Origin of the sequence: Streptomyces cupreus (assembly GCF_014257025.1) — a bacterium.
Lineage (GTDB): Bacteria > Actinomycetota > Actinomycetes > Streptomycetales > Streptomycetaceae > Streptomyces > Streptomyces cupreus.
The window spans coordinates 215,672-239,989 of record NZ_JACMSF010000005.1; the positions used below are offsets into that span (position 1 = coordinate 215,672).

Annotated in this window: 25 protein-coding genes and 1 riboswitch; of the genes, 15 read left to right on the plus strand and 10 right to left on the minus strand. The window is 71.4% G+C overall.

Annotated features, from left to right (window positions below):
- Positions 1-25 precede the first annotated feature (25 nt).
- Genes H4N64_RS07125 through H4N64_RS07140 form a run of 4 tightly spaced genes read left to right on the plus strand, consistent with a single transcriptional unit; the run spans position 26 to position 5,544 of the window.
- Positions 26-1,555: a GMC family oxidoreductase gene (locus tag H4N64_RS07125; RefSeq protein ID WP_186281303.1), complete on the plus strand. Its 1,530-nt coding sequence runs from the start codon at positions 26-28 to the stop codon at positions 1,553-1,555.
- The gene (locus H4N64_RS07130; RefSeq protein ID WP_186281240.1) at positions 1,555-2,652 is read left to right on the plus strand and encodes a quaternary amine ABC transporter ATP-binding protein; all 1,098 of its coding nucleotides are present in this window, start codon (positions 1,555-1,557) and stop codon (positions 2,650-2,652) included. Before H4N64_RS07125 ends, H4N64_RS07130 begins: the two co-directional genes overlap by 1 nt.
- The gene (locus tag H4N64_RS07135; protein WP_186281241.1) at positions 2,652-4,589 is read left to right on the plus strand and encodes an ABC transporter permease; all 1,938 of its coding nucleotides are present in this window, start codon (positions 2,652-2,654) and stop codon (positions 4,587-4,589) included. Before H4N64_RS07130 ends, H4N64_RS07135 begins: the two co-directional genes overlap by 1 nt.
- A gap of 1 nt (position 4,590) precedes the next feature.
- The gene (locus tag H4N64_RS07140; RefSeq protein WP_186281242.1) at positions 4,591-5,544 is read left to right on the plus strand and encodes an ABC transporter substrate-binding protein; all 954 of its coding nucleotides are present in this window, start codon (positions 4,591-4,593) and stop codon (positions 5,542-5,544) included.
- A gap of 3 nt (positions 5,545-5,547) precedes the next feature.
- Here the strand turns inward: H4N64_RS07140 and H4N64_RS07145 are convergent, their stop codons facing one another.
- Positions 5,548-6,252: an isocitrate lyase/phosphoenolpyruvate mutase family protein gene (locus tag H4N64_RS07145; RefSeq protein ID WP_186281243.1), complete on the minus strand. Its 705-nt coding sequence runs from the start codon at positions 6,250-6,252 to the stop codon at positions 5,548-5,550.
- Positions 6,249-6,761: a carboxymuconolactone decarboxylase family protein gene (locus H4N64_RS07150; protein WP_186281304.1), complete on the minus strand. Its 513-nt coding sequence runs from the start codon at positions 6,759-6,761 to the stop codon at positions 6,249-6,251. The genes H4N64_RS07145 and H4N64_RS07150 overlap by 4 nt, the downstream gene beginning before the upstream one ends.
- 53 nt (positions 6,762-6,814) lie before the next feature.
- Between H4N64_RS07150 and pdxR the strand changes: the two genes are divergently transcribed.
- Genes pdxR through H4N64_RS07165 form a run of 3 tightly spaced genes read left to right on the plus strand, consistent with a single transcriptional unit; the run spans position 6,815 to position 9,829 of the window.
- Positions 6,815-8,212 (plus strand): MocR-like pyridoxine biosynthesis transcription factor PdxR, encoded by a 1,398-nt coding sequence (gene pdxR / locus H4N64_RS07155; protein ID WP_186281244.1) that lies wholly within the window; start codon positions 6,815-6,817, stop codon positions 8,210-8,212.
- Positions 8,213-8,252: 40 nt separating this feature from the next.
- Complete coding sequence (locus H4N64_RS07160; RefSeq protein WP_186281245.1) at positions 8,253-8,621, plus strand: hypothetical protein; 369 nt, start codon at positions 8,253-8,255, stop codon at positions 8,619-8,621.
- A gap of 23 nt (positions 8,622-8,644) precedes the next feature.
- Positions 8,645-9,829, plus strand: a complete 1,185-nt coding sequence (locus tag H4N64_RS07165; protein ID WP_186281246.1) for a glutathionylspermidine synthase family protein — start codon at positions 8,645-8,647, stop codon at positions 9,827-9,829.
- On the opposite strand, the gene rocD is transcribed toward H4N64_RS07165, so the two are convergent.
- Entirely contained in the window at positions 9,826-11,031 is a 1,206-nt protein-coding gene (rocD, locus tag H4N64_RS07170) for an ornithine--oxo-acid transaminase (protein ID WP_186281247.1), read from the minus strand. The genes H4N64_RS07165 and rocD overlap by 4 nt on opposite strands.
- Positions 11,032-11,132: 101 nt before the next feature.
- A riboswitch (ZMP/ZTP riboswitch) is annotated at positions 11,133-11,222 on the plus strand.
- A 34-nt stretch (positions 11,223-11,256) separates the two neighbouring features.
- On the opposite strand from rocD, the gene H4N64_RS07175 reads away from it, so the two are divergent.
- Positions 11,257-12,705: a glycine hydroxymethyltransferase gene (locus H4N64_RS07175; RefSeq protein WP_186281248.1), complete on the plus strand. Its 1,449-nt coding sequence runs from the start codon at positions 11,257-11,259 to the stop codon at positions 12,703-12,705.
- A 39-nt stretch (positions 12,706-12,744) separates the two neighbouring features.
- Here H4N64_RS07175 and H4N64_RS07180 read toward each other — a convergent pair whose 3' ends face one another.
- The 4 genes from H4N64_RS07180 to H4N64_RS07195 form a co-directional block, all read right to left on the minus strand.
- The gene (locus H4N64_RS07180; RefSeq protein ID WP_418896248.1) at positions 12,745-13,404 is read right to left on the minus strand and encodes a hypothetical protein; all 660 of its coding nucleotides are present in this window, start codon (positions 13,402-13,404) and stop codon (positions 12,745-12,747) included.
- A gap of 94 nt (positions 13,405-13,498) precedes the next feature.
- Positions 13,499-14,248 carry a hypothetical protein gene (locus H4N64_RS07185; RefSeq protein ID WP_260859578.1) on the minus strand — a complete coding sequence of 250 codons (750 nt, stop codon included), beginning with the start codon at positions 14,246-14,248 and terminating at the stop codon, positions 13,499-13,501.
- Between the two features lie 99 nt (positions 14,249-14,347).
- Positions 14,348-15,214 (minus strand): hypothetical protein, encoded by an 867-nt coding sequence (locus H4N64_RS07190; RefSeq protein WP_186281250.1) that lies wholly within the window; start codon positions 15,212-15,214, stop codon positions 14,348-14,350.
- The gene (locus tag H4N64_RS07195; protein ID WP_336246655.1) at positions 15,207-15,767 is read right to left on the minus strand and encodes an RNA polymerase sigma factor; all 561 of its coding nucleotides are present in this window, start codon (positions 15,765-15,767) and stop codon (positions 15,207-15,209) included. Before H4N64_RS07195 ends, H4N64_RS07190 begins: the two co-directional genes overlap by 8 nt.
- A 142-nt stretch (positions 15,768-15,909) precedes the next feature.
- Here H4N64_RS07195 and trpS point away from each other — a divergent pair, with 142 nt between their 5' ends.
- Together trpS and H4N64_RS07205 are read left to right on the plus strand one after the other, a co-directional pair.
- Positions 15,910-16,923 (plus strand): tryptophan--tRNA ligase, encoded by a 1,014-nt coding sequence (gene trpS, locus H4N64_RS07200; RefSeq protein WP_186281252.1) that lies wholly within the window; start codon positions 15,910-15,912, stop codon positions 16,921-16,923.
- 138 nt (positions 16,924-17,061) lie between these two features.
- On the plus strand, positions 17,062-17,640 hold the full coding sequence (locus tag H4N64_RS07205) for a 2'-5' RNA ligase family protein (protein ID WP_186281253.1): 579 nt from the start codon (positions 17,062-17,064) through the stop codon (positions 17,638-17,640).
- A gap of 15 nt (positions 17,641-17,655) precedes the next feature.
- Here the strand turns inward: H4N64_RS07205 and H4N64_RS07210 are convergent, their stop codons facing one another.
- Positions 17,656-18,411, minus strand: coding sequence for a decaprenylphospho-beta-D-erythro-pentofuranosid-2-ulose 2-reductase (locus H4N64_RS07210; RefSeq protein ID WP_186281254.1), 756 nt, complete (start codon positions 18,409-18,411; stop codon positions 17,656-17,658).
- 21 nt (positions 18,412-18,432) lie between these two features.
- Positions 18,433-19,788 (minus strand): FAD-binding oxidoreductase, encoded by a 1,356-nt coding sequence (locus H4N64_RS07215; RefSeq protein WP_186281255.1) that lies wholly within the window; start codon positions 19,786-19,788, stop codon positions 18,433-18,435.
- Positions 19,789-19,921: 133 nt separating this feature from the next.
- Between H4N64_RS07215 and H4N64_RS07220 the strand changes: the two genes are divergently transcribed.
- From H4N64_RS07220 to H4N64_RS07235, 4 genes are read left to right on the plus strand one after another with little or no spacing between them, the layout of a single operon-like run.
- Complete coding sequence (locus H4N64_RS07220; protein WP_186281256.1) at positions 19,922-20,422, plus strand: phosphatase PAP2 family protein; 501 nt, start codon at positions 19,922-19,924, stop codon at positions 20,420-20,422.
- Positions 20,415-21,401 carry a decaprenyl-phosphate phosphoribosyltransferase gene (locus H4N64_RS07225; RefSeq protein ID WP_186281257.1) on the plus strand — a complete coding sequence of 329 codons (987 nt, stop codon included), beginning with the start codon at positions 20,415-20,417 and terminating at the stop codon, positions 21,399-21,401. The genes H4N64_RS07220 and H4N64_RS07225 overlap by 8 nt, the downstream gene beginning before the upstream one ends.
- Entirely contained in the window at positions 21,398-21,835 is a 438-nt protein-coding gene (locus tag H4N64_RS07230; protein WP_186281258.1) for a GtrA family protein, read from the plus strand. The genes H4N64_RS07225 and H4N64_RS07230 overlap by 4 nt, the downstream gene beginning before the upstream one ends.
- Positions 21,823-22,728, plus strand: a complete 906-nt coding sequence (locus H4N64_RS07235; protein ID WP_186281259.1) for a YihY/virulence factor BrkB family protein — start codon at positions 21,823-21,825, stop codon at positions 22,726-22,728. Before H4N64_RS07230 ends, H4N64_RS07235 begins: the two co-directional genes overlap by 13 nt.
- On the opposite strand, the gene H4N64_RS07240 is transcribed toward H4N64_RS07235, so the two are convergent.
- A complete protein-coding gene (locus H4N64_RS07240) occupies positions 22,682-23,971 on the minus strand; it encodes a D-alanyl-D-alanine carboxypeptidase family protein (protein WP_336246653.1) in 1,290 nt (429 codons plus the stop codon). The two genes, H4N64_RS07235 and H4N64_RS07240, sit on opposite strands and share 47 nt — an antisense overlap.
- A gap of 91 nt (positions 23,972-24,062) precedes the next feature.
- Between H4N64_RS07240 and H4N64_RS07245 the strand changes: the two genes are divergently transcribed.
- On the plus strand, positions 24,063-24,305 hold the full coding sequence (locus tag H4N64_RS07245) for an SCO4848 family membrane protein (RefSeq protein WP_186281261.1): 243 nt from the start codon (positions 24,063-24,065) through the stop codon (positions 24,303-24,305).
- The last annotated feature ends 13 nt before the right edge of the window (positions 24,306-24,318 follow it).

A 24,318-nucleotide genomic window follows, 5' to 3' on the forward strand; every position in this document is an offset into this window, starting at 1 on the left:
CCTGGAGCAACCCCCCATGTCCCACCTGTCCGAGAACACCCATGTCTACGATTACGTCGTCATCGGCGGCGGCACCGCGGGGTCCGTCATCGCCTCCCGGCTGACCGAGAACCCCGATGTCACCGTCGCCGTCATCGAGGGCGGCCCGAGCGACGTCGGCCGTGACGACGTGCTGACCCTGCGCCGCTGGATGGGCCTCCTCGGCGGCGAACTCGACTACGACTACCCGACCACCGAACAGCCGCGCGGCAACTCCCACATCCGGCACAGCCGCGCCCGTGTGCTCGGCGGTTGCTCGTCGCACAACACCCTGATCGCCTTCAAGCCGCTGCCCTCCGACTGGGACGAGTGGGAGGCGGCCGGCGCCAAGGGCTGGGGCGCGGTGCCGATGGAGGCGTACTACGCCCGTCTGCTGAACAACATCGTCCCGGTCGACGAGAAGGACCGGAACGCCATCGCCCGCGACTTCGTCGACGCGGCGCAGCAGGCCCTCGGCGTCCCGCGCGTGGAGGGCTTCAACAAGAAGCCGTTCACCGAGGGCGTCGGCTTCTTCGACCTCGCCTACCGCCCCGAGAACAACAAACGGTCCTCCGCCTCGGTGGCGTATCTGCACCCGGTGATGGACGAGCGCCCCAACCTGACGATCCTGCTGGAGACCTGGGCGTACAAGCTGGAGCTGAACGGCACGCGCGCGGAGGGCGTGCACGTACGCGCGGGGGACGGCGAGGAGTTCCTCGTCCGCGCCCGCAGCGAGGTGCTGCTGTGCGCCGGGGCCGTCGACTCCCCGCGCCTGCTGCTGCACTCGGGCATCGGGCGCCGCGAGGACCTTGAGGCGCTCGGCATCCCCGTCGCGCTGGACCTGCCGGGCGTCGGCGAGAACCTGCTCGACCACCCCGAGTCGGTGATCGTCTGGGAGACGAACGGACCCATCCCGGAGAACTCGGCGATGGACTCCGACGCGGGCCTGTTCGTGCGCCGCGACCCCGAACACGCGGGCCCCGACCTGATGTTCCACTTCTACCAGATCCCCTTCACGGACAATCCGGAGCGACTGGGCTACGAGCGCCCGGAGTTCGGCGTCTCGATGACCCCGAACATCCCCAAGCCGAAGAGCCGCGGCCGTCTGTATCTGACGAGCCCGGACCCCTCGGTCAAGCCCGCCCTTGACTTCCGCTACTTCACCGACGAGGACGACCACGACGGTCAGACGCTGGTCGACGGCATCCGCATTGCCCGCGAGATCGCCAAGACCGAGCCGCTGGCCGGCTGGCTCAAGCGCGAGGTCTGCCCGGGTCCGGAGATCCTCGGCGACGCGGAGCTCAGCGAGTACGCCCGCAAGGTCGCGCACACCGTGTACCACCCGGCGGGCACCTGCCGGATGGGCGCGGCCGACGACGAACTGGCCGTGGTGGACCCACAGTTGAGGATTCGCGGCCTTGAGGGCATCCGCATCGCCGATGCCTCGGTCTTCCCGACCATGCCCGCCGTGAACCCGATGATCTGCGTGCTCATGGTCGGGGAGCGCGCGGCCGACCTGATCGGCGGTGATGCGTGATGAGTACCCCTGTCTTCTCCGTGGAGGGCCTGTGGAAGGTCTTCGGCCCCAAGGCGGACCGCATCCCCACGGACCCCGAACTGTCCGCCCTCCCGCCCGCCGACCTGCGCGCCCGCACCGGCTGCACGGCTGCGGTCAGGGACGTCTCCTTCGGCGTCCGCAAGGGCGAGGTCTTCGTCGTCATGGGCCTGTCCGGCTCGGGCAAATCCACCCTGGTCCGCTGTCTGACCCGGCTGATCGAGCCGACCTCCGGCACGATAGCCATCGACGGCGAGGACGTCCGCGCCATGGATAAGTCCCGCCTGCGCGAACTGCGCCGCCACCGCGCGGCGATGGTCTTCCAGCACTTCGGCCTGCTGCCCCATCGCACGGTCCTCGACAACGTCGCGTACGGCCTGGAGATCCAGGGCGTCGGCAAGTCCGAGCGCCGCGAGCGGGCCGCCGAGGTCGTGGCCAAGGTCGGCCTTGAGGGCATGGAGCAGCGCAGGCCGAGCCAGCTCTCGGGCGGCCAGCGCCAACGGGTGGGCCTGGCCCGCGCGCTGGCGGTCGACCCCGAGGTGCTGCTCTTCGACGAGCCCTTCAGCGCCCTCGACCCCCTGATCCGCCGTGACATGCAGGAGGAGGTCGTCCGCCTGCACCGCGAAGAGGGCCGCACGATGGTCTTCATCACCCACGACCTGAGCGAGGCCCTGAAACTGGGCGACCGCATCGCGCTGATGCGCGACGGCGAGGTGGTGCAATTGGGCACCCCGGAGCAGATCGTGGGCTCACCGGCCGACGACTACGTCCGCGAGTTCGTCCGTGATGTACCGCGCGAGCAGGTCATGACGGTGCGCACGGCTATGCGTCCCGCGTCGGCGGAGGAAGCGGGCAACGGCCCGGCGGTGGCCCCGACCGCGACTGTGTCGGAGGCCATCGAAGCGGTGGCCCGCGCGGGCGCTCCGGCACGGGTGATGGACAGCGGCCGCTGTCTCGGCGTGGTGGACGCGAACGCCCTGCTCGACGTGGTCGCAGGCGCAACCGGCCTGGCGGTGGATACCGACCGGCTCGGGGGAGCGATCCCCACCGCCGCCGGCACCAGCGAGGAGCTGGTGTGATGGCCACCGTCACAGCAGCCGCCTCTCGTGCGGTGATACCCGGCATCCTCAAAGTCGCCGCCGGACGCAAGCTCCTCGTCCTGGCCCTCGCCGCGGCGATCCTCGTCCCCCTTGCCCACACCCGCTGGGCCAGCGGCACCTGGCCGACCGCCCTCACCGTCGACCTCACCACCCCCCTCACCGACACCAGCACCTGGATCATCGACAACCGGGACAGCCATCCCCTGTTCCTCTACTTCCTCGGCCACGTCAGCAACGCGGTCGTGCTCGCCGTACGCGTCGTCTACCTGCTCCTCCTCGCCGCGGGCTGGGCCGGCACCACCGCCTTCGCCGCACTGTTCGCCTGGCGCGTGGCCGGCGCGCGGCTCGCCCTCGGCGCCGCCGCCGCCTTCCTGACCTGCGGCGCCCTGGGCATGTGGGTGCCGACCATGCAGACCCTCGCCCTGATGGTGGTCGCCGTCCTCGCGTCCGTCGTCGTCGGCGCCCTCCTGGGCCTCGCCGCGGGCCTCTCGGGCCGTATGGACCGAGCCCTGCGCCCGGTCCTGGACACCATGCAGGTGCTCCCCGCCTTCGCCTACCTCCTCCCGGTCGTCCTGATCTTCGGCATCGGCGTCCCCGCGGCCGTGCTCGCCACGGTCGTCTACGCCGCCCCGCCCATGGCCCGCCTCACCGCGCTCGGCCTGCGCGGCGCCGACAAGGAGGTCCTGGAGGCCGTCGACTCCCTCGGCGCCACCGCTCGCCAGCGGCTGCTGACCGCCCGCATCCCGCTGGCCCGCAAGGAACTCCTCCTCGGCGTCAACCAGACGATCATGATGGCGCTGTCCATGGCGGTCATCGCGTCCGTCATCGGCGCCGGCGGCCTCGGCGACCGCGTCTACCAGGCCCTCGCCTCGGTCGACGTCGGTGCGGCCCTGGCGGCCGGCATCCCGATCGTGCTGCTGGCGGTCGTACTGGACCGCGTCACCGCCGCGGCAGGCGACGGCACCGAGCGCACAGGCCGCGCGGGATGGGCGTACGCCCTCGTCGCCGCGCCGGCCGTCGCCGTGGCCGGACGTCTGATGGGCCGCCTCGACTGGCCCGACACCTGGGTGCTGAACATCGCCGAACCGGTCAACCGAGCCGTCGACTGGATGACCGCCCACCTCTACTCCGGTGTCCCCGTCGTCGGCGGCACCGCGGAGTGGGCCGGCCGCTTCACCACCTGGGTCCTGGACCCCGTACGCGACGGCCTTCAGTGGCTGCCCTGGTGGGCCGTGCTGCTCGTCGTCGCCGCCCTCGCCTGGCTGATCGGCACCTGGCGCACCGCGCTCACCGCTACCCTCGCCATGGTTGCGATCGGAGTGCTCGGCGTGTGGGAGCCGTCCCTGGACACCCTGTCCCAGGTGCTCGCCGCCGTCGCCGTCACCCTGGTCCTGGGCATCGCGACCGGCGTCGCGGCGGCCCGCAGCGACCGGGTGGACCGCGCCCTGCGCCCGGTCCTGGACATCTTCCAGACGATGCCGCAGTTCGTGTATCTGATTCCGGTCGTCGCGCTGTTCGGCGTAGGCCGCGCCCCCGCCGTGGCGGCGGCCGTCGTCTACGCGCTTCCCGCCGTCGTCCGCATCACCGCACAGGGCCTGCGTCAGGTCGACCCCGCGGCCCTGGAGTCGGCCCGCTCGCTCGGCGCGACCCCGGCCCAGCAGCTGTGGCAGGTCCAACTCCCGCTCGCCCGCCGCTCGTTGCTGCTCGCCGTCAACCAGGGCGTGGTCCTGGTCCTCGCCGTCGTCATCATCGGCGGCCTGGTCGGCGGTGGCGCGCTCGGCTACGACGTCGTCTTCGGCCTCGCCCAGGGCGACCTGGCCACGGGCCTGGTGGCCGGTGCCGCGATCGTCTGCCTGGGCCTGATGCTCGACCGGGTGACACAGCCGACGGATCGCCGCACGAAGAAGGGAGCGTGACATGCGAGTCCGCATCACCACGACCGCTGCCGTGGGCGCGCTGCTGCTGCTCACCGGCTGCGGCGCCGCCGACATGACCAAGCAGGCCTCGCCCTTCGCCAACGCCCAGGGCGCCAAGACCGTGACCCTGTCCGTGCAGTCCTGGGTCGGCGCGCAGGCGAATGTCGCCGTCGCCCAATACCTGCTGGAGCACGAGCTCGGCTACCGCGTCGACACCGTCCAGATCGACGAGGTCCCCGCCTGGGACGCGCTCAGCCAGGGCCGGGTCGACGCGATCCTGGAGGACTGGGGCCACCCCGACCAGGAGCAGCGGTACGTCCAGGACAAGAAGACGATCGTCAACGGCGGCGGCCTCGGCGTCACCGGACACATCGGCTGGTACGTCCCGACGTACTTCGCGAAGCAGCACCCGGACGTCACCGACTGGAAGAACCTCAACAAGTACGCCGACCAGCTCCGCACCCCGGAGAGCGGCGGCAAGGGCCAGTTGATGGACGGCTCGCCCTCCTACGTCACCAACGACAAGGCGCTGGTGGAGAACCTGAACCTGGACTACCAGGTGGTGTTCGCCGGTTCGGAGGCCGCCCAGATCACCCAGATCAAGCAGTTCGCCAAGGAGCAGAAGCCCTTCCTGACCTACTGGTACGCCCCCCAGTGGCTGTTCAAGAAGGTCCCCATGACCGAGGTGAAACTGCCGGCGTACAAGGAGGGCTGCGACGCGGACCCGGAGAAGGTCGCCTGCGCCTATCCGCACACCCCGCTCCAGAAGTACCTCAACGCCGACTTCGCCAAGGACGGCGGCGAGGCCGCGGCCCTGCTGAAGCAGTTCAAGTGGACGACCGAGGACCAGAACGAGGTCTCCCTGATGATCGCCGACCAGAAGCTGACCCCCGAGGAGGCGGCGAAGAGGTGGGTGGACAGCCACGAGTCCACCTGGCGGTCGTGGCTGTCCTGACGGTCACCGCAGCAGCCCCGCGATCCCTTCCATGGCCCGGCGCTGCAAGTACGGCCCGAAGGTGATCCGCGTGGCCCCTCGCTCCCCGAGCTCGGCGGGCGAGGGGCCTTCGCCCACCTTGGCGATCACATTCATCGGCCCCTGGATCCCGGCCCGCAGCAGCGGCAGTACGGCGACGGGGGCGCCGATCGGATACACGCAGTCGGCGCCCGCGGCGACGTACAACGCGGCCCGCTCGATGGCCCGTTCGGGTTCCGCGACCCCACGGATGAAGGTGTCGATGCGCGCGTTGACGAAGAGCCGGTCCCCGGCGGCGGCCCGCACCTCGGCCAGCCACTCGGAGTGCTCCCGCGGGTCCTTGAGCACACCCCCGTCCGAGTCCTCAAGGTTGCATCCCACGGCCCCCGCCTCCAGCAGCCGCTCCACCAGCTCCTTCGCCGCGAGCCCGTACCCGCCCTCGACATCCGCCGACACCGGTACGTCCACCGCCCGCACGATCCGCGCGACCGCCGCGAACATCTCGTCGGCCGGGGTCTGCCCGTCCTCGTACCCGAGGGAGGCGGCGACCCCGGCGCTGGGAGTGGCGAGCGCCGGATACCCGGCCGCCTGAAGGGCCCGTGCGCTCGCCGCGTCCCAGGGGCCGGGCAGGACGAGCGGGTCGCCCGGAGCCGTTCGCCGGTGCAGGGCCCGAAAGGCCTCGACGCTCACCGCTGACCCGGCTGGTAGTGGCCCGGCGCCATCCGGCAGGTCACACCGAAGCGGTTCCAGGCGTTGATCACCGTGATCGCGGCGATCAGCTGGGCCAGCTCCGGCTCCTCGAAGTGGGCCGCGGCCCTCGCGAACACCTCGTCCGGCACGAAACCGTCCGTGAGCACGGTGACCGCTTCGGTCAACGCGATCGCCGCGAGCTCCTTCTCGGTGTAGAAGTGCGCCGACTCCTCCCAGGCGGAGAGTTGGATGATCCGCTCCACGCTCTCCCCGGCCGCCAGGGCGTCCTTGGTGTGCATGTCCAGGCAGAAGGCGCAGTGGTTGAGCTGCGAGGCGCGGACCTTCACCAGCTCCAACAGCTTCGGGTCCAGGCCCCGCCGGGCGGCCGCGTCGAGCCGGACCATCGCCTTGTACACCTCGGGCGCCTGCTCGGCCCAGCGCAGCCGGGGGGCGTGCTCGGGGGCGTGTTCAACCGTGGCTTCGACAGGTGCGGTGTGATCACTGGTCATCGTCATGCCCTCGACCCTACGAAGGGAAAGGCCCAGGAGTATGGTCCATTTCCATGGCAGACACATGGGCCACTTCGGAAGCCCTGGGCATCGACCTCCACCTGGAGCCGACCGCCGGACCCGGCCTGCGCCGGGGCCTGACCGACGCCCTGCGCGAGGCCGTCCGTACCGGCCGCCTGGCCCCCGGCACCCGGCTGCCCTCCTCCCGCTCCCTCTCCGCCGACCTCGGCATCGCCCGCAACACGGTCGCCGACGCCTACGCCGACCTCGTCGCCGAGGGCTGGCTCACCGCCCGCCAGGGCTCGGGCACCCGAGTCGCCGAGGGCCGCTCGACACCCCCCACGGCCACCGCCCCGACCCGCCGCCCGCGCCCCCGCCCCACCCACGACCTGACCGCCGGCACCCCCGACCTCGCCGCCTTCCCCCGCGCCGAGTGGCTCAAGGCGGCCCGCCGCGCCCTCAACACCGCCCCCTACGACGTCCTCGGCTACGGCGACCCACGCGGCCGCATCGAACTGCGCACGGCGCTGGCGACCTATCTCTCCCGTGCCCGAGGCGTACGCGCCGACCCCGAACGCATCGTGATCTGCGCCGGCTTCCCCCACGGCCTGCGCCTGCTCGGCACGGTCCTGCGAGCCCGCGGCGCCCGAACGATCGCCGTCGAGTCGTTCGGACTCCCCGAACACCGCAAGATCCTGGCAGCGACCGGTCTCACCACCACCCCCCTCCCTTTCGACGAACTCGGCACGGATCCCGAGGAGTTGACCGACGCCGGCGCCGTACTCCTCACCCCCGCCCACCAGTTCCCCATGGGCGCCGTCCTGCACCGCTCCCGGCGCGCGGCCGTCGTGGACTGGGCGCGCCGCACCGGCGGCCTGGTCCTGGAGGACGACTACGACGGCGAGTTCCGCTACGACCGCCAGCCCGTCGGCGCACTCCAGGGCCTGGACCCCGACCATGTCGTCTACCTCGGCACGGCCAGCAAATCCCTCGCCCCCGGCCTGCGCCTGGCCTGGCTGGTCCTGCCGCCCGCCCTGGTGGAGCCGGTGACGCGGGCCAAGGGCGATGTGGACACCTGCGGGGTGCTCGACCAGCTGACCCTGGCCGAGTTCCTCGCCCACGGCGCCCACGACCGCCATGTCCGCGCCTCCCGGCTGCGCTACCGCCGACGCCGGGACGCCCTGGTCACCGCCCTCGCCGAACGCGCCCCTGACGTCCAGGTCACCGGTGTCGCGGCCGGCCTGCACGCCGTCCTGCGCCTGCCGCCCGGCACCGAGGCATCGGTCGTCCAGGCGGCCCACTGGCAGGGCCTGTCCCTGCACGGCCTGGCGTACTTCCGCCATGAACAGGCCACCGCCGAGCCCCTCGACGCCCTGGTCGTCGGCTACGCAACCCCGCCCGACCACGCCTGGGCGGGGGCCCTCGAAGCCCTGTGCAGGGTGCTGCCGTAAGGTGATCGCCCAGTCGAGGAACACGGGGGAGAGACGGGACATGGCTCAGACGAAGCGCCGACTGCGGTCCAGCACGGTGGTGCTCGGCGGTATGGGAGTCGTCGCGGCGACACTGACCTCCTGCGGCTCCGAGCCCGACCGCCGCTGCGTCGACCGGGACAGCTACACCTGGGACGGCTACAAGGTCATCGCCGACAAGAACTGCAAGTCGGGCTCCTCGGGTTCCTCCGGCTCGTCGTACGGCAAGAGCGGCAAGAAGAAGACCGGCAAGGGCGGCAGCGCCGACGCCGCCTGGTACTACGACGCCGAAGTCGACGGCGGCCGCGCCGACTACGGCACGTTCAGCCGCAGCGAGGCCGTCGACCGCGGCGGCTTCGGCTGCTCGGGCTCCGGCAGCGGCGGCGGCTGAGCCGGTCCGCCCGGACGAACACCATGGAACGCCGCACCATCGAACCCCGCCCCGGCTGGCAGCAGACCGTCGAGGAACAGGGCCTGATCTACCCGCTCACCCGCTACCCCGACAACTCCCTGCGCCCGTACTGGGACGAGAGCGCCTACTACGTCTTCTCACTGGAGGAGGTCGAGGCGCTGGAGGAGGTCGTCGAGGAACTCCACCGCATGTGTCTGCGGGCCGCGGACCACATCGTCACCTCCGGACGCCTCGCCGACCTCGGCATCACCGACCCGCGCGTGGCACAGGCGGTCACCGAGGCCTGGCACCGCCGCGCCGAACTCCCCTCCGTCTACGGCCGTTTCGACCTGCGCTACGACGGCCGGGGCCCGGCGAAGCTGCTGGAGTACAACGCCGACACCCCCACCTCCCTGGTCGAGGCCGCCTCCCCGCAGTGGTTCTGGATGGAGGAGCGCTTCCCCGGCGCCGATCAGTGGAACTCCCTCCATGAACGCCTGATCGCCGCCTGGAAGAAGCAGGCCGCCCTTCTCCCGCCCGGCAACCCCCTGTACTTCGCGCACTCCTCCGCCGACGAACTCGGCGAGGACCTGATGACGGTCGCCTACCTCAAGGAGACCGCCGAACAGGCCGGCCTCGACACCGACTGGATCTCCATGGAGGAGATCGGCTGGGACCGACTCTCCGGCCGCTTCGTCGACAACCGGCTCCGCTTCATCCGCAGCTGCTTCAAGCTCTACCCCTGGGAGTGGCTCACCACCGACCGCTTCTCCGGCCACGTCCTGGACACCCTCGACAACGGCGGAAGCACCGGATCCACCCTCTGGATCGAACCGGCCTGGAAGATGCTCCTGTCCAACAAGGCCCTGCTGGCGATCCTCTGGGAGCTCTACCCCGGTCACCCCAACCTGCTCCCCGCCCACCTCGACGGCCCACGCGAACTGGCCGGCACCACCGGCTACGTCGCCAAGCCCCTGCTGGGCCGCGAAGGCGCCGGCGTCACCGTCCACGAACCGGGCGCCGACCCCGTCGTCCGCGACGAGCCCTGCTGCTACCAGGAGTTGGCCCCGCTGCCCGACTTCGACGGCAACCGGGTCGTCCTCGGCGCCTGGGTCGTCGAGGACGAGTCGGCCGGCCTCGGCATCCGGGAGTCCTCCGGGCTCATCACGGACGAGTACGCCCGCTTCCTCCCGCACGTGATCCTCTAGGCCCCCAGCACGGCCCGGAGCTGGGCAAGCCCCCAGTCCAGGTCCTCCTTGCCGATCACCAGCGGGGGTGCGATGCGGATCGTCGGGCCGCGGCTGTCCTTCACCAGCACGCCCCGGTCCATCAGCTTCTCCGACACTTCCCGCCCGGTCCCGTACGCCCGGGCGATGTCCACGCCCGCCCACAGTCCGCGCCCCCGCACCTCCGTCACCCGTCCCATGTCGGCCAGCGCCGCCAGCTCCCGGTGCAGATGCTCGCCGAGCTCCGCGGCGCGCGCCTGGTACTCGCCCGACCGCACCATCGCGATCACCTCCAGCGCCACCGCGCAGGCCAGCGGATTCCCCCCGAACGTCGATCCGTGCTCCCCGGGCCGGAACACCCCCAGCACCTCGGCCGACGACACCACCGCCGATACCGGCACCACACCGCCCCCGAGCGCCTTGCCCAGCACATACACGTCCGGCACCACCCCCTCGTGCTCACACGCGAAGGTCCGTCCCGTCCGTCCGAGGCCCGACTGGATCTCATCGGCCACGAACAGCACGTTCCGCTCCCGGGCCAGCTTCCGCACCGCCGGCAGATAACCGGACGGCGGCACGATCACCCCCGACTCGCCCTGGATCGGCTCCAGCAGCACGGCGACCGTGTTCTCCGTCATCGCCTGACGCATCGCCGTCAGATCCCCGTACGGCACGATCTCGAACCCGGGCGTGTACGGACCGAAGTCCGCGCGCGCCTCCGGATCGGTGGAGAAGCTGATGATCGTCGTCGTCCGGCCGTGGAAGTTGCCGCCCGCGACCACGATCTTCGCCATCTCCGCGGGCACGCCCTTGACCCGGTACCCCCACTTGCGGGCCGTCTTCACCGCGGTCTCCACCGCCTCCGCGCCGCTGTTCATCGGCAGCACCATCTCCATGCCGCACAACCGCGCGAGCTCCTCGCAGAACGCGGCGTACCGGTCGTGATGGAACGCCCGCGACGTCAGCGTCACCCGCTCCAGCTGCGCCTTGGCCGCCTCGATGATCCGCCGGTTGCGATGACCGAAATTGAGGGCCGAGTAACCGGCCAGCAGATCCAGATACCGCCGCCCCTCCACATCCGTCATCCACGCCCCGTCGGCCGAGGCGACGACGACCGGCAGCGGCGCGTAGTTGTGCGCGCCGTGCGCCTCGGCCGCGGCGATGAGGGTTTCCGTAGTGCTCACGGGACCTCCAGAAGACACCGGAAGACAAGCGGGACCCCCTTCCTATCCTTGCTCGGATGGTGGACGCGGGACCTTCACCCGACGGCGCGCCCGGTAGGCTGACGGCGGGCCGTGACTGGCGCGCTGGGATGGGACCGACCATCGGGGAGCGGCCCGGTCGTGACTGTGTGCCGAGCGCCTGGGCCGAACCGTGAACGCTGAACGCCACGCCGTCCGGAGGCCGACTTGTCCGAGCAGCCCCTGTCCAACGAATCCACCGCCTTCCGCGCCGCCCTCGACGTCATCCGCGCCGTGGAGCCGCGGGTCGCCGACGCCATCGGCCAGGAGGTCCACGACCAGCGCGAGATGCTCAAGCTGATCGCCTCCGAGAACTACGCCTCCCCGGCCACCCTGCTGGCGATGGGCAACTGGTTCAGCGACAAGTACGCCGAAGGCACCATCGGCCGCCGCTTCTACGCCGGCTGCCGCAATGTCGACACCGTCGAGTCCCTCGCCGCGGAACACGCCAAGGAACTCTTCGGCGCCCGCCACGCCTACGTCCAGCCGCACTCCGGCATCGACGCCAACCTCGTCGCCTTCTGGTCCGTCCTCGCGGCCCGTGTCGAGGCCCCCGCCCTGGAGAAGGCCGGTGTCCGCCAGGTCAACGACCTCTCCGACGCGGACTGGGCCGAGCTGCGCCAGGCCTTCGGCAACCAGCGCATGCTCGGCATGTCCCTGGACGCCGGCGGCCACCTCACCCATGGCTTCCGCCCGAACATCTCCGGCAAGATGTTCGACCAGCGTTCCTACGGCACCGATCCGGCGACGGGTCTGATCGACTACGAGGCGCTGCGGGTGTCCGCCCGCGAGTTCAAGCCGCTGATCATCGTCGCCGGCTACTCCGCCTACCCCCGTCTGGTGAACTTCCGGATCATGCGGGAGATCGCCGACGAGGTCGGCGCGACCCTGATGGTCGACATGGCCCACTTCGCCGGCCTGGTCGCGGGCAAGGTCCTCACCGGCGACTTCGACCCGGTGCCGCACGCCCAGATCGTCACCACCACCACTCACAAGTCGCTGCGCGGCCCGCGCGGCGGCATGGTCCTGTGCGACGACTCCCTCAAGGACCAGGTCGACCGCGGCTGCCCGATGGTCCTCGGCGGCCCGCTCCCGCACGTCATGGCCGCCAAGGCCGTCGCCCTCGCCGAGGCCCGCCGGCCCTCCTTCCAGGACTACGCCCAGCGCATCGTCGACAACTCCCGTGCCCTTGCCGAGGGCCTGATGCGCCGGGGCGCGACCCTGGTCACGGGCGGCACGGACAACCACCTGAACCTGATCGACGTGGCCACCTCCTACGGCCTCACCGGCCGCCAGGCCGAGGCCGCGCTGCTGGAGTCCGGCATCGTCACCAACCGCAACGCCATCCCGGCCGACCCCAACGGCGCCTGGTACACCTCCGGCATCCGCATCGGCACCCCCGCCCTGACCACCCGCGGTCTGGGCACCGCCGAGATGGACGAGGTCGCCGGCCTCATCGACCGCGTCCTCACCACGGCGGAGCCCGGCACCACCAAGTCCGGCGCCCCCTCCAAGGCCGCCCACGTCCTCGACGCGAAGATCGCGGACGAGATCTCCCACCGGGCGACCGACCTGGTGGCCGGCTTCCCGCTGTACCCGGAGATCGACCTCGGCTGACAAACGCCCCACTGTTGAGTTGTCAAAGAACGGTGACTCTCACAGATCGATGAGCTGCTGTCGTGGCTCCTGACGCGGCGGTCCCCCTCCAGGGCGGGCCGCCGCGCGGCGTATCGCCAGCGTGCCGCCCACCCCGGCCGCGAAGCCCACGGCCAGACCCGGTAGCGCCCACCACACGGCGTCCAGCGCCGGATCCGGGCCGTCGGCCTCGGTCGAGGCGCCGCCCACCGGTCCGCCGAGCAGGCCCGCCCGGTCCAGCCGCTCGAAGACCGAGCGTGGCGCCCGATGCCAGCGGATGTCGTCGTCCTCCACCTCGGGCGCCGGGTCCGAGCGCACCCACGGAGTGCCGTCCTCGGCGACGAGCAGCTGATCCTGCCGCTGTATCGCCACGTCCCCGCCCGGCGGACTGTCGGTCATGGGCCAGCCGCCCACCCCCGTCAGCCCCCACACCACCGTGATCCGCACCGGCGGATGCCGGCCCTCGGTCCAGGCCTCGGGCACCCGCTCGGTCCCGGTGTGCATCGGCTCCAGCAACTGCCACAGCCGGGCGAACCGCGGCTCACCGGACCGCACCGCTGTCGGCTGCCCCGCGCCGCCCGCGACCACCATCGCCAGATCGGGCGGCCGAGCCGCGCTGCCGACCGCCCCGGCCGCCGGTGCCCCGCCGCACAGGGCCAGCGCCGCCGACACCGGCCCCATCAGCACAAGCCGCGCCGCCACCTGCCCCACCCGTCCCCTAGGGCCCCTCATCCGTCCTCGACCTCCCCCTACCGATCCCGTCCAGCCATGGGCCTTACGCGTCCAGCAGCTCCTGCCGGGGCCCGGGCTCCCCTTTCCGACGGCCCAGCGGCAACCGCGTGGCGAGGGGCCGCAGGGTCAGCGCCAGTACCGCCCCGGCCGCCCCGCCGGGCAGGGCCCACCACCAGTCGGTGTCCTCGCTCGTCCCAGAAGCGGCCGAGGGCCGGGGCGCCGGTGCCGCTGCTGACGCTGCCGTCGATGCCCCCGTCTCCGTCGCGGTCCCGTCCTCCCCGGTGCTCGTGTACATCTCCCGGAGCGAGAAGGCAGTCAGGTCCTCACCGCCGTCGCCCTTGCCGAGCATGCCCAGGTCCTTCAGCAGAGCCCGGAGCCGCTCGGGGTTCGGGGCGCGGTGCCAGCTGTCCTTCGACGACTCGGTGAGGCTCATCGACCGGTGCACCCAGACGTCCCCACCGCCGACGACCGGGAAGATCCCATCGATCCGCCAGGGCGAGGTGTCATGTATCAGCCAGGTGACGGTGATGCGCCGGTCCGCCATCACGCCCTTGGGCGGGGCGCCGAGCGTGCCCGCCTGGAGGAGGGAGTCCAGCTGGGTGTACTCCCGGTCCGAGTAGTACAGCCCCGCCGCCTCCCCGGTCGCCGGCGAGACCAGGAACGCACTCGTCGGCCCCCCGGCCGAAGCGGGCGCCGCACCCCACACCAACATCCCCACCGTCACCGTCAACGCCCCGGCCAGCGCCGTCAGTCGACGCCATCCGTCCCTCAAGCCGAGCACTCGCCTGCGCATCCGAACCCCCAAGCAGTCGATCGCCGAGCGGCCCGTCCGCGAGCCGCGTGTCACTTCTGGTACACCGCCCGACCCGCCGGGGTTCCCACCCCCGACCGACTATTCGGAGGACTTCTCCAGCGACTTCGCGATCTCCACCGCCCGCTCCTTCGACGCCACGCCCTCCAGCCGCAGCGTGAGGGTGTCGTCGCCCGCCGCGCCCGTACCGTGCATCCACAGAAGCGTCGGTCCGGCCGTCCGCTCGTCGCGGGTGTAGGGAGAGCCGTCCGCGCCCACCAGCCAGAAACTCAGCAGATGCGGCCGCGCGAACCACAGAGCGGGCTCCGGCACCGAGGAGTCGCCCAGGGGGATCCACTCCGGCTGCTCCCGCACGGTCTTGACGAAGCCGATGTCCAGACGCGCAGGGAACTCGTCCAGCCGTATCGTCCGACCGCCCTCCTGCCAGCACAGGCTCACCAAATACCGCCCCTGAGGCTCCCTGGTCACCGTCACCGCGTCCGGCGCGCCCAGCACCCCCGGCACGGCCGGCTCGAACCCGGCCCGGCGCCCGGCCCGCGCCAACGACACCGACCCCGCGCTCTCGCAACGAGGCACCTCGGCGCTCGCCGACGGCCGGGCCGACGGGTCGTAGCGCACCTCGATCCCGCCGAAGCCGAACCAGTCGAAGACCGCCGCCCGCACCGGGGACGTGAGCACGAGCATCGTGAGCAGCCCGCACAGCACCGCCGTCAGCGAACGCCACCGCGCCCGCGTCCACCGCCGCGCCGAGCGCAGCCGCTCCCCGGCCCCCGCCGGCTCGGCCACCGGCACCGGTACCCGCTCGGCGAGTATCTGCTCCAGCACCCGCTCGACCATCGTCTCGGCGCCGTCCGGCCCCGGCCGGTCCAGGGACCGCCCGAGCGACCGCAGCTCCTCCGGCAGCCCGGGGCCGCCGTCACCGTCGTACGAACCACGCTTGTCACCCATGCTCCTCACCCCCTTCCCCGGGCTTGAAATCCGGCAGCAGCCTGCCCAGCTTGCGCAGTGCGCGATTGAGCCGGGACTTCACCGTCCCCCGGGGCCAGCCCAGCGCCTGGGCCGTCTCCGTCTCGTCCATCTCCAGCAGGTAGCGGTAGGTGACGACCAGACGGTGCTCCTCGCTCAGCTTCTCCAGGGCGGCCAGCAGGGCCGCGCGGCGCTCTGTCTCCAGCGTCGCCACCGCGGGGTCCGCCGATTCCGGTATCAGCGGCTCGGCCTCCACAAAGGCCGCCTCCCGGCCGGCGAGCGTGCGCTGCCGGGCCGCCGTGCGCACTGTGTTCCTCGTCTCATTGGCGACGATCGACAGCAGCCACGGCCGGAACGCCGAACCGTCCCGGAACCGCCCCAGCGCGCAGTACGCCTTGACGAAGGCCTGCTGCACCACGTCCTCCGCGTCCGCACCGGCGCCGAGCGCGGCGGCCGCCCGCAGCGCGATGCCCGTATGGGCACGCACCAACTCCGCGTACGCCTCCGGCTCTCCGGCGCGCACCCGGGCGATCACCGCGGCCTCATCGACGATGCGGCCCCCCTCCCGCGTTCTCACACTCTTGTTACACCGCCGGAGACGGATCGGTTCCCAGCTGTTGCCGATCAGTTCGTCATCGGTTCCGGATCGGCCCCCCAGACCTGAGAGAATGGTGAGCATGGCCTCTGACAGTCCCCGCGTGCTCTCCGGAATCCAGCCCACCGCAGGCTCGTTCCACCTCGGCAACTACCTCGGTGCCGTCCGTCAGTGGGTGGCCCTGCAGGAGACCCACGACGCGTTCTACATGGTCGTCGACCTGCACGCGATCACGGTCCCGCAGGACCCGAAGGAACTGCGCGCCAACACGCGCCTGGCCGCCGCCCAGCTCCTCGCGGCCGGACTCGACCCCGAGCGCTGCACGCTCTTCGTCCAGAGCCATGTCCCCGAGCACGCCCAGCTGGCCTGGGTCATGAACTGCCTCACCGGCTTCGGCGAGGCCTCCCGCATGACCCAGTTCAAGGACAAGTCCGCCAAGCAGGGCGCCGACCGCGCGAGCGTCGGCCTGTTCACGTACCCGGTCCTCCAGGTCGCCGACATCCTGCTCTACCAGGCCAACGAGGTCCCGGTCGGCGAGGACCAGCGCCAGCACATCGAGCTGACCCGTGACCTCGCCGAGCGGTTCAACGGCCGGTTCGGCGCGACCTTCACGGTCCCCAAGCCGTACATCCTCAAGGAGACGGCGAAGATCTACGACCTTCAGGATCCGTCGATCAAGATGAGCAAGTCGGCGTCCACGCCGAAGGGCCTGATCAACCTGCTCGACGAGCCCAAGGCCACCGCGAAGAAGGTCAAGAGCGCGGTCACCGACACCGACACCGTCATCCGCTACGACGTCGAGAACAAGCCGGGCGTCAGCAACCTGCTCACGATCTACTCGACCCTCACGGGCACGGGAATCGCGGAACTGGAGCAGAAGTACGACGGCAAGGGCTACGGTGCGCTCAAGACGGACCTCGCCGAGGTCATGGTCGAGTTCGTGACGCCGTTCCGGGAGCGGACCCAGCAGTATCTGGACGACCCGGAGACGCTCGACTCGATCCTGGCCAAGGGCGCGGAGAAGGCGCGTGCCGTCGCCGCGGAGACGCTGGCGCAGGCCTACGACAGAGTCGGCTTCCTGCCCGCCAAGCACTGAGGCGTACCACCGCACAGAAGTACCACTGGGCAGAGCGCTGCACATCACTACGGTTGCGCCTGCCCACGGCACAGCCGTGGCCGTACAGTCGATAGCCGACGGCTGAGAGAACCAACCGTCACGACGACAGGAGACGACGTGGGGACCGTAACGATCGGCGTGTCGATCGCGGTCCCGGAGCCTCACGGCAGCCTGCTCCAGGAGCGGCGCGCGGGCTTCGGCGACGCCGCGGCTCACGGCATCCCCACGCATGTCACTCTGCTGCCGCCGACCGAGGTGGACGCCTCGCTGCTGCCGGCGATCGAGGCGCACCTCGTGGAGGTCGCCGCCTCGGGGCGGCCGTTCCCCATGCGGCTGTCCGGTACGGGGACCTTCCGGCCCCTGTCGCCGGTCGTGTTCGTCCAGGTCGTCGAGGGGGCGGAGGCCTGCACCTGGCTCCAGAAACAGGTGCGGGACGCGTCCGGGCCCGTGGCGCGTGAACTGCAGTTCCCGTATCACCCGCATGTGACGGTCGCCCACGGCATCGACGAGGCGTCGATGGACCGCGCGTTCGAGGCGCTCGCCGACTACGAGGCCGAGTGGCCTTGCACCGGGTTCGCGCTGTACGAGCAGGGCGCGGACGGCGTGTGGCGCAAGCTGCGGGAGTTCGCATTCGGCGGGGCGGTCGTACCGCCGCAGGCGAGTCACGTCGAGCGCGGCTCGATCCCGGCGAGTTAGTCCCGCTTACGGCCCTCAGACCGGCAGCCGTCGGAACAGCGCCCGCGGCATGTGGCGCAGCGCCGCCATCACCAGGCGCAGAGTGCCCGGCACCCACACCGTCTCCGCCCGGCGCCTGAGTCCCAGTTCGATCGCCGTCGCCACGGCCTCCGGGGTCGTCGCCAGGGGGGCCGCCTCCAGGTCGGCCGTCATCTTGGAGCGTACGAAGCCGGGGCGTACGACCATCACGTGGGCGCCCGTGCCGTGCAGGGCGTCGCCGAGGCCCTGGGCGAAGGCGTCCAGGCCCGCCTTGCTGGAGCCGTAGATGAAGTTGGCGCGGCGGGCGCGTTCGCCGGCCACCGAGGACAGGACGACCAGGGAGCCGTGGCCCTGGGTCTGGAGGGCCCGGGCGCAGATCAGGCCCGCCGAGACCGCGCCGGTGTAGTTCGTCTGCGCCACGCGCACCGCGGCCAGCGGCTCGCGCTCGTCGTGGGCCTGGTCGCCGAGGACGCCGAACGCCATCAGGACGAGGTCGATGTCGCCCTCGGCGAAGATCTTGCCGAGCACCCACTCGTGGGACTCGGTGTCGAGCGCGTCGAAGGCGACCGTGTGCACCTGGGCGCCCAGGGCGCGCAGTTGCTCGGCCGACTCCTCCAGGGCGGGCGTCGGACGCCCGGCCAGCCACACCGTGCGGGTGCGCCGGGCGATCAGCCGGCGGGCGGTGGCCATCGCGATCTCGGACGTGCCGCCGAGGACGAGCAGGGACTGGGGGAGGCCGAAGGCGTCCTTCATGACGGTTCCTTAGGGAGAGGGCTAGAGACCGAGGCGGCGGGAGAGGTCCGAGGTGAAGACCCCGCGTGGGTCCGCCTCGGCGCGCAGGGCGCGGAAGTCGGCCACGCGCGGGTACATCGCGGCGAGCAGTTCGGGCCGCAGCCGGGAGTCCTTGGCGAGGTAGACGCGGCCGCCCGCCGCGGCCACCTCTTCGTCCAGTTCGTCGAGGAAGGCGCCGAGGCCCGGGAGGTTCGCCGGGATGTCCAGGGCCAGCGTCCAGCCGGGTACCGGGAAGGACAGCCAGCCGGGGTCGGCGTCCCCGAAGCGCTTGAGGACGGCCAGGAAGGACGGGCACCGGTGCGCCGAGATGCGCCGCACGATCCGGCGCAGGGTGTCTTCCCGGCCGTGTCCGACGACGAACTGGTACTGCACGAAGCCGCCCCGGCCGTAGACGCGGTTCCAGTGCGGGACGCCGTCCAGGGGGTGGAAGAACGTGGAGATCCGCTGGAGTTCGCCGGTACGCGCGCGAGGGGCCTTGCGGTACCAGAGTTCGTTGAACAGGCCGACCGTGCGGCGGCTGAGCAGGCCCTCGGGGAACAGGGCGGGCGGGGACGGGAACTGGGAGGGGCGGAAGGCCAGCGGGTCCCTACGCGCGCGCGTGCCTTCGCGGAGCGCCTCCAGGGGGGCATGGTCGCCGCGGGTCAGGACCGCGCGGCCGGTGGCGCCGCCGCGGGCCAGGAGGTCGATCCAGGCGACCGAGTAGCGGTAGCGGTGGTCGGTGGCGGTGAGGCGGGCCATCAGGTCGTCGAGGTCCGTCGCGCGCTCGGTGTCGACCGACATCAGCGAGGTCTCGACCGGCAGCAACTGGAGCGTGGCCGTGAGGATCACGCCCGTGAGGCCCATGCCGCCCGCGGTCGCGTCGAACAGGGGCGTGCCACGGCTGACCGTGTGGATCTCGCCGTCCGCCGTGAGCAGTTCGAGGGAGCGGACGTGCCGGGAGAAGGCGCCGGACACATGGTGGTTCTTGCCGTGGATGTCCGCGCCGATCGCCCCGCCGACGGTCACCTGGCGGGTGCCCGGCGTCACCGGTACGAACCAGCCGAGCGGCAGCAGCACCTGCATCAGACGGTGCAGGGAGACGCCCGCGCCGCACAGGACGGTGCCGCCGTCGGCGTCGATGGCGTGCACCCGGTCCAGGCCCGTCATGTCGATCACGGCCCCGCCCGCGTTCTGCGCCGCGTCCCCGTACGCCCGCCCCAGGCCCCTCGGGATCCCGCCCCGGGCCCCGCACTCACGAACGGCGGCCACGGCCTGCTCGTACGTCCGTGGGCGGATCAGACGGGCGGCGGTGGGAGCGGTGCGGCCCCATCCCGTGACGGAAACGGCGTCGGCAGGCATGTCGGCGACGGTATCGCCGGTTAACGAGCGGGTAGTTATGAAACATCCCTTTCATCCCCGAAATGGGTGATTAATGGGATGTCGCCCAATATTGCCGGAGTTCCGGCGGGGTCGGCGTGAACAGTGAGTCCACATGGACCACCTGGACCACCGAATCCTTTCGGCGCTGCGTGTGTACGGCTGTGATCCGCGCGTCGCCGGCGCCGCGCGCGCCCTGTCCTGGGCCGGCGAGCACGGTGCCCTGTGGCTGGCGGCGGGCCTCACGGGAGCCGCCGTGGACGGCGCCCGGCGCGGCGCCTGGTTGCGCGGAACCGCGCTCACCGCGGGCGCGCACCTCGTCAGCATGGGTGTGAAAAGGGTGGTGCGCCGCCCGCGCCCCGCGCACGTCGAACCCCTCGTACGCACCACGGGCCGCCACTCCTTCCCCAGCTCGCACGCGACCTCCGCCACGGCCGCGGCGGTCGCCTTCGGCGCGCTGGGCGCGCGCGCGATCCCACCCCTCGCCACCGCCATGTGCCTCTCCCGCCTGGTCGTCGGCGTTCACTACCCCTCCGACGTGGCGGCAGGCGCGGCACTGGGGGCGCTCACGGCGTGTGCGGGCGCGCGTTGGATGAGGGGCGGCGCGCATGACTGAGACCGCACCCCTCACCGGCGCCGCGCACGCCACCAGAGAACCCGCGCTCCTCGAACAGCGCACGCCCCCGCGCACCACCGGCAGTTGGCCCCCCGACCGCGGCCTCCTGCGCGGCCTGCTCAAGACCGCCCGCCCCAAACAGTGGGTCAAGAACGTCCTCGTGGTCGCCGCCCCCGCCGCCGCGGGACAGCTCTTCACCGCCCAAGCCCTCACCCAAGTCGCCCTCGTCTTCGCCCTCTTCACCGCCTGCGCCGCCGCCGTCTACCTGATCAACGACGCCCGTGACGCCGAGGCCGACCGCGCCCACCCCGCCAAACGGCACCGCCCCGTGGCCGCGGGCCAGGTCCCCGTGCCGGTCGCCTACGCCGTGGGCGGCGCCCTCGCCGTCCTTGCGCCCGCCGCCGCCCTATGGCTGAGCGACCCCCTGGTCGCCGCCCTGCTCACCGCCTACCTGGGCATGCAACTGGCGTACTGCGTCAGCCTCAAGCACGTCCTGGTCGTCGACCTCGTCGTGGTGACCACGGGCTTCCTGATGCGGGCCATGGTCGGCGGGCTCGCCCTCGGGATCCCGCTCTCGCGCTGGTTCCTGATCACGACCGGCTTCGGCGCGCTGTTCATGGTGTCGGCCAAGCGCTACTCCGAAGCCGTGCAGATGGCCGGAAAAGGGGGCGCCACGCGCGCGTTGCTCACCGAGTACACCACCGGCTACCTGCGCTTCGTCTGGCAGCTCGCCGCCGGGGTCGCCGTCCTCGGGTACTGCCTGTGGGCCCTGGAGGAGGGTGGGGTCCCGCACACCAGCGTGCTGCCCTGGCGGCAGTTGTCCATGGTCGCGTTCATCCTCGCGATCCTCAGATACGCCGTCTTCGCCGACCGCGGCACGGCGGGCGAACCCGAGGACGTCGTGCTCCGTGACCGCGCCCTCGCCCTGATCGCCCTCGTGTGGCTCGCCATGTACGGCCTGGCTGTGGCCAATTGGTGAGCACGCGTGCGTGGGCGGGCCGACGCGAACTGCTCGGCTTCGCCGCCGCGGGCCTGCTCGCCTACGTCGTCGACACCGCCCTGTTCGTCGCCCTGCGCGGACCGGCAGGGCTCGACCCGCTCACCGCCAAGGTGCTCTCCTTCGTCGCCGGCTGCACGGTCGCCTACGCGGGCAACGCGCTCGGCACCTACCGGCACACCCGCCCGAGGGGCCTGCGCCCCTACGCCGCCTTCTTCGCGGTGAACGTCGCCGGGGCCGCCGTACAACTGCTCTGCCTCGCCGTCAGTCACTACGGCCTCGGGCTCACCTCCCCGCGCGCGGACATCGTCTCCGGCGCCGGCGTGGGCATGGCACTGGCGACTGTCCTGCGGTTCTGGGGAACCCGGACATGGGTGTTCCGCAAGGAGGGGAGAGTCGGATCATGGACTGGCTGAAAAAGCTCCCCGTCGTCGGGCCGCTCGTCGCCCGGCTGATGACCACGCACGCGTGGCGGTCGTACGAGCGCATGGACCGGGTGAAGTGGACACGGCTGGCCGCGGCGATGACGTTCACCAGTTTCGTCGCGCTGTTCCCGATGCTGGCCGTGGCCGCCGCCATCGCCGCGGCGACGCTCAGCCAGGAGCAGCAGGACAAGCTGGAGGACAAGATCGCCGAACAGGTGCCAGGCATCTCCGACCAGCTGAACATCGACGGCCTGGTGGCGAACGCCGGCACCGTCGGTCTCATCGCCGGCGCCCTGCTGCTGGTCACCGGCATCAGCTGGGTCGGCTCGATGCGCGAGTGCCTGCGCGCGGTGTGGGAGCTGGACGACGAGGAGGAGAACCCCGTCCTGCGGAAGGCCAAGGACGCGGGCGTCCTGGTGGGCTTCGGCGGCGCCGTGCTCGTCACGATCGCCACCTCCACCGTCGCCTCCGCGATGGTCGGCTGGATCACCCGCGAGATCGGTATCGAGGAGGGCGGCTGGGACGGCATCCTGCTGCGCGTCGTGGCCTTCTCCGTGGCCGTCGTCGCCGACTTCCTGCTCCTGCTCTACGTCCTCACCCTGCTGCCCGGCGTCGAACCGCCGCGCCGCCGCCTGATGGTGGCCGCGCTGATCGGCGCGATCGGCTTCGAACTGCTGAAGCTGCTGCTGAGCGGCTATATGCAGGGCGTGGCCACGAAGAGCATGTACGGCGCCTTCGGGGTGCCGGTCGCCCTGCTGCTGTGGATCAACTTCACCGCGAAGCTGGTCGTGTTCTGCGCCGCCTGGACGGCCACGCCCAGCAAGCAGGAAGAGGGCGTCACCGACGACGACGTACCAGATCAGGCAGCGGCCACCGGCGGTTGACCAGGAACGCGCCCGCCGCGAGCAGCACCAGCAGCCCGCCGGTCACCCCGAGCGCGATCCCGATGCCGCTCGAACCGCCCTCGGCCGCCGCACCCACCACCGGCTTCTGCGACGACTCGCCGTCCCCGGAGCCGCCCGCCTCACCCGAGCCGGAGCCGGAGCCGGGGTCGTTGGCGCCCGGCTGGGCGCTCGGCTCGGCGCTCTTCGGCGGCACCAGCTCACCCACCGGCGTCACCTTGCCGGCTGCCTTGAAGCCCCAGTCGAAGAGCTTCGCGGTCTCCTTGTAGACCTCGTTGTGCTCGTCCTTCTCCGGGTTCATGACGGTGACCAGCAGCACCCTGCCGTCGCGCTCGGCGACACCGGTGAAGGTGTAGCCCGCCTTGCTGGTGTAGCCGTTCTTCACGCCCGCGATGCCCTGGTAGACGGGGATGTCGGAGTCGCCGCGCAGCAGTCGGTTGGTGTTCTGGATCTCGAAGGCCCCGCGGACCGACTTGCCCTTTTTGTTCTTCTTCGTCTCGCCCGGGAACTTCGCGGTGACGGTCGAGCAGTACTCCCGGAAGTCCTTCTTCTGCAGCCCGGAGCGGGCGATCAGGGTCAGGTCGTACGCGGAGGAGACCTGCCTGGGGGCGTCGTATCCGTCGGGGGAGACCACATGTGTGTCGAGGGCCTGGAGCTCCTCGGCGTGCTCGTTCATCTGCTCGACGGTCGCCTCGATCCCGCCGTTCATCGCCGACAGGACGCGCACGGCGTCGTTGCCGGAGGCCAGGAAGACGCCGAGCCACAGGTCGTGGACGGTGTACGTCTCGTCCTCCTTTATCCCGACCACGCTGGAGCCGGAGCCGAGACCCGCCAGGTCGGAGGGGACGACCTTGTGCTTGGTCGACGAGGGGAACTTCGGCAGCACCGTGTCGGCGAAGAGCATCTTCATGGTGCTCGCCGGCGCCAGCCGCCAGTGCGCGTTGTGCGCCGCGAGCACCTCGCCGGACTCGGCGTCGGCGACGATCCATGAGCGCGCGGACAGGTCCTTGGGCAGCACGGGCACCCCGCTCGCCAGCTCGACCTGTGTCCCGGGCTGCCCGAGCCGCTCGCCACCCACCGTCGACATGTTCGCCGGGGGAGTGGCGGACGGAGTCGGCGAGGGACTCGGGGCCGCGTACGAGACGGGAACGCTCAGCGCGAGGGACGAAAACATGGCGGAAGTGACCAACAGTGATCGCCTGGTGGTCTTCTGAGGTGCGGACACGGACGAGAACGTACAGGGCACGGCATGTGAAGTCCCGCCCCGACCCCCACCCCGGCCACGGAACCGGACATGCGGCGGTGATACTGAACGTATGAAGCTCAGCCGCCCCGTCTCCTGGTTCCTGCTCGCCTTCGGGGTGTGGAGCTGGGTCATCTGGATCACTTTCGTCAAGAACCTCGTCAAGGACGGCAGCGGGCTCGCGTTCGACGACGCGGGCGACCCGACGGGCTACTTCTGGGTGCACCTGCTGCTCGCGGTCGTCTCCTTCGTATTGGGGACGGTCGTCGGGGGCATCGGGTTGCGCGGAGTGCGCGCATTGCGCCGGACGTCATAGGCAGAGGGATACG

Coding starts and splice junctions, on each gene's coding strand:
- H4N64_RS07130 (WP_186281240.1), top strand. CDS start 1,555: ATGAGTACCCCTGTCTTCTCCGTGGAGGGCCTGTGGAAGGTCTTCGGC.
- H4N64_RS07135 (WP_186281241.1), top strand. CDS start 2,652: ATGGCCACCGTCACAGCAGCCGCCTCTCGTGCGGTGATACCCGGCATC.
- H4N64_RS07140 (WP_186281242.1), top strand. CDS start 4,591: ATGCGAGTCCGCATCACCACGACCGCTGCCGTGGGCGCGCTGCTGCTG.
- H4N64_RS07150 (WP_186281304.1), bottom strand. CDS start 6,761: ATGACCAGTGATCACACCGCACCTGTCGAAGCCACGGTTGAACACGCC.
- pdxR (WP_186281244.1), top strand. CDS start 6,815: ATGGCAGACACATGGGCCACTTCGGAAGCCCTGGGCATCGACCTCCAC.
- H4N64_RS07160 (WP_186281245.1), top strand. CDS start 8,253: ATGGCTCAGACGAAGCGCCGACTGCGGTCCAGCACGGTGGTGCTCGGC.
- H4N64_RS07165 (WP_186281246.1), top strand. CDS start 8,645: ATGGAACGCCGCACCATCGAACCCCGCCCCGGCTGGCAGCAGACCGTC.
- H4N64_RS07180 (WP_418896248.1), bottom strand. CDS start 13,404: ATGGGGCCGGTGTCGGCGGCGCTGGCCCTGTGCGGCGGGGCACCGGCG.
- H4N64_RS07185 (WP_260859578.1), bottom strand. CDS start 14,248: ATGCGCAGGCGAGTGCTCGGCTTGAGGGACGGATGGCGTCGACTGACG.
- H4N64_RS07190 (WP_186281250.1), bottom strand. CDS start 15,214: ATGGGTGACAAGCGTGGTTCGTACGACGGTGACGGCGGCCCCGGGCTG.
- trpS (WP_186281252.1), top strand. CDS start 15,910: ATGGCCTCTGACAGTCCCCGCGTGCTCTCCGGAATCCAGCCCACCGCA.
- H4N64_RS07210 (WP_186281254.1), bottom strand. CDS start 18,411: ATGAAGGACGCCTTCGGCCTCCCCCAGTCCCTGCTCGTCCTCGGCGGC.
- H4N64_RS07215 (WP_186281255.1), bottom strand. CDS start 19,788: ATGCCTGCCGACGCCGTTTCCGTCACGGGATGGGGCCGCACCGCTCCC.
- H4N64_RS07220 (WP_186281256.1), top strand. CDS start 19,922: ATGGACCACCTGGACCACCGAATCCTTTCGGCGCTGCGTGTGTACGGC.
- H4N64_RS07225 (WP_186281257.1), top strand. CDS start 20,415: ATGACTGAGACCGCACCCCTCACCGGCGCCGCGCACGCCACCAGAGAA.
- H4N64_RS07235 (WP_186281259.1), top strand. CDS start 21,823: ATGGACTGGCTGAAAAAGCTCCCCGTCGTCGGGCCGCTCGTCGCCCGG.
- H4N64_RS07245 (WP_186281261.1), top strand. CDS start 24,063: ATGAAGCTCAGCCGCCCCGTCTCCTGGTTCCTGCTCGCCTTCGGGGTG.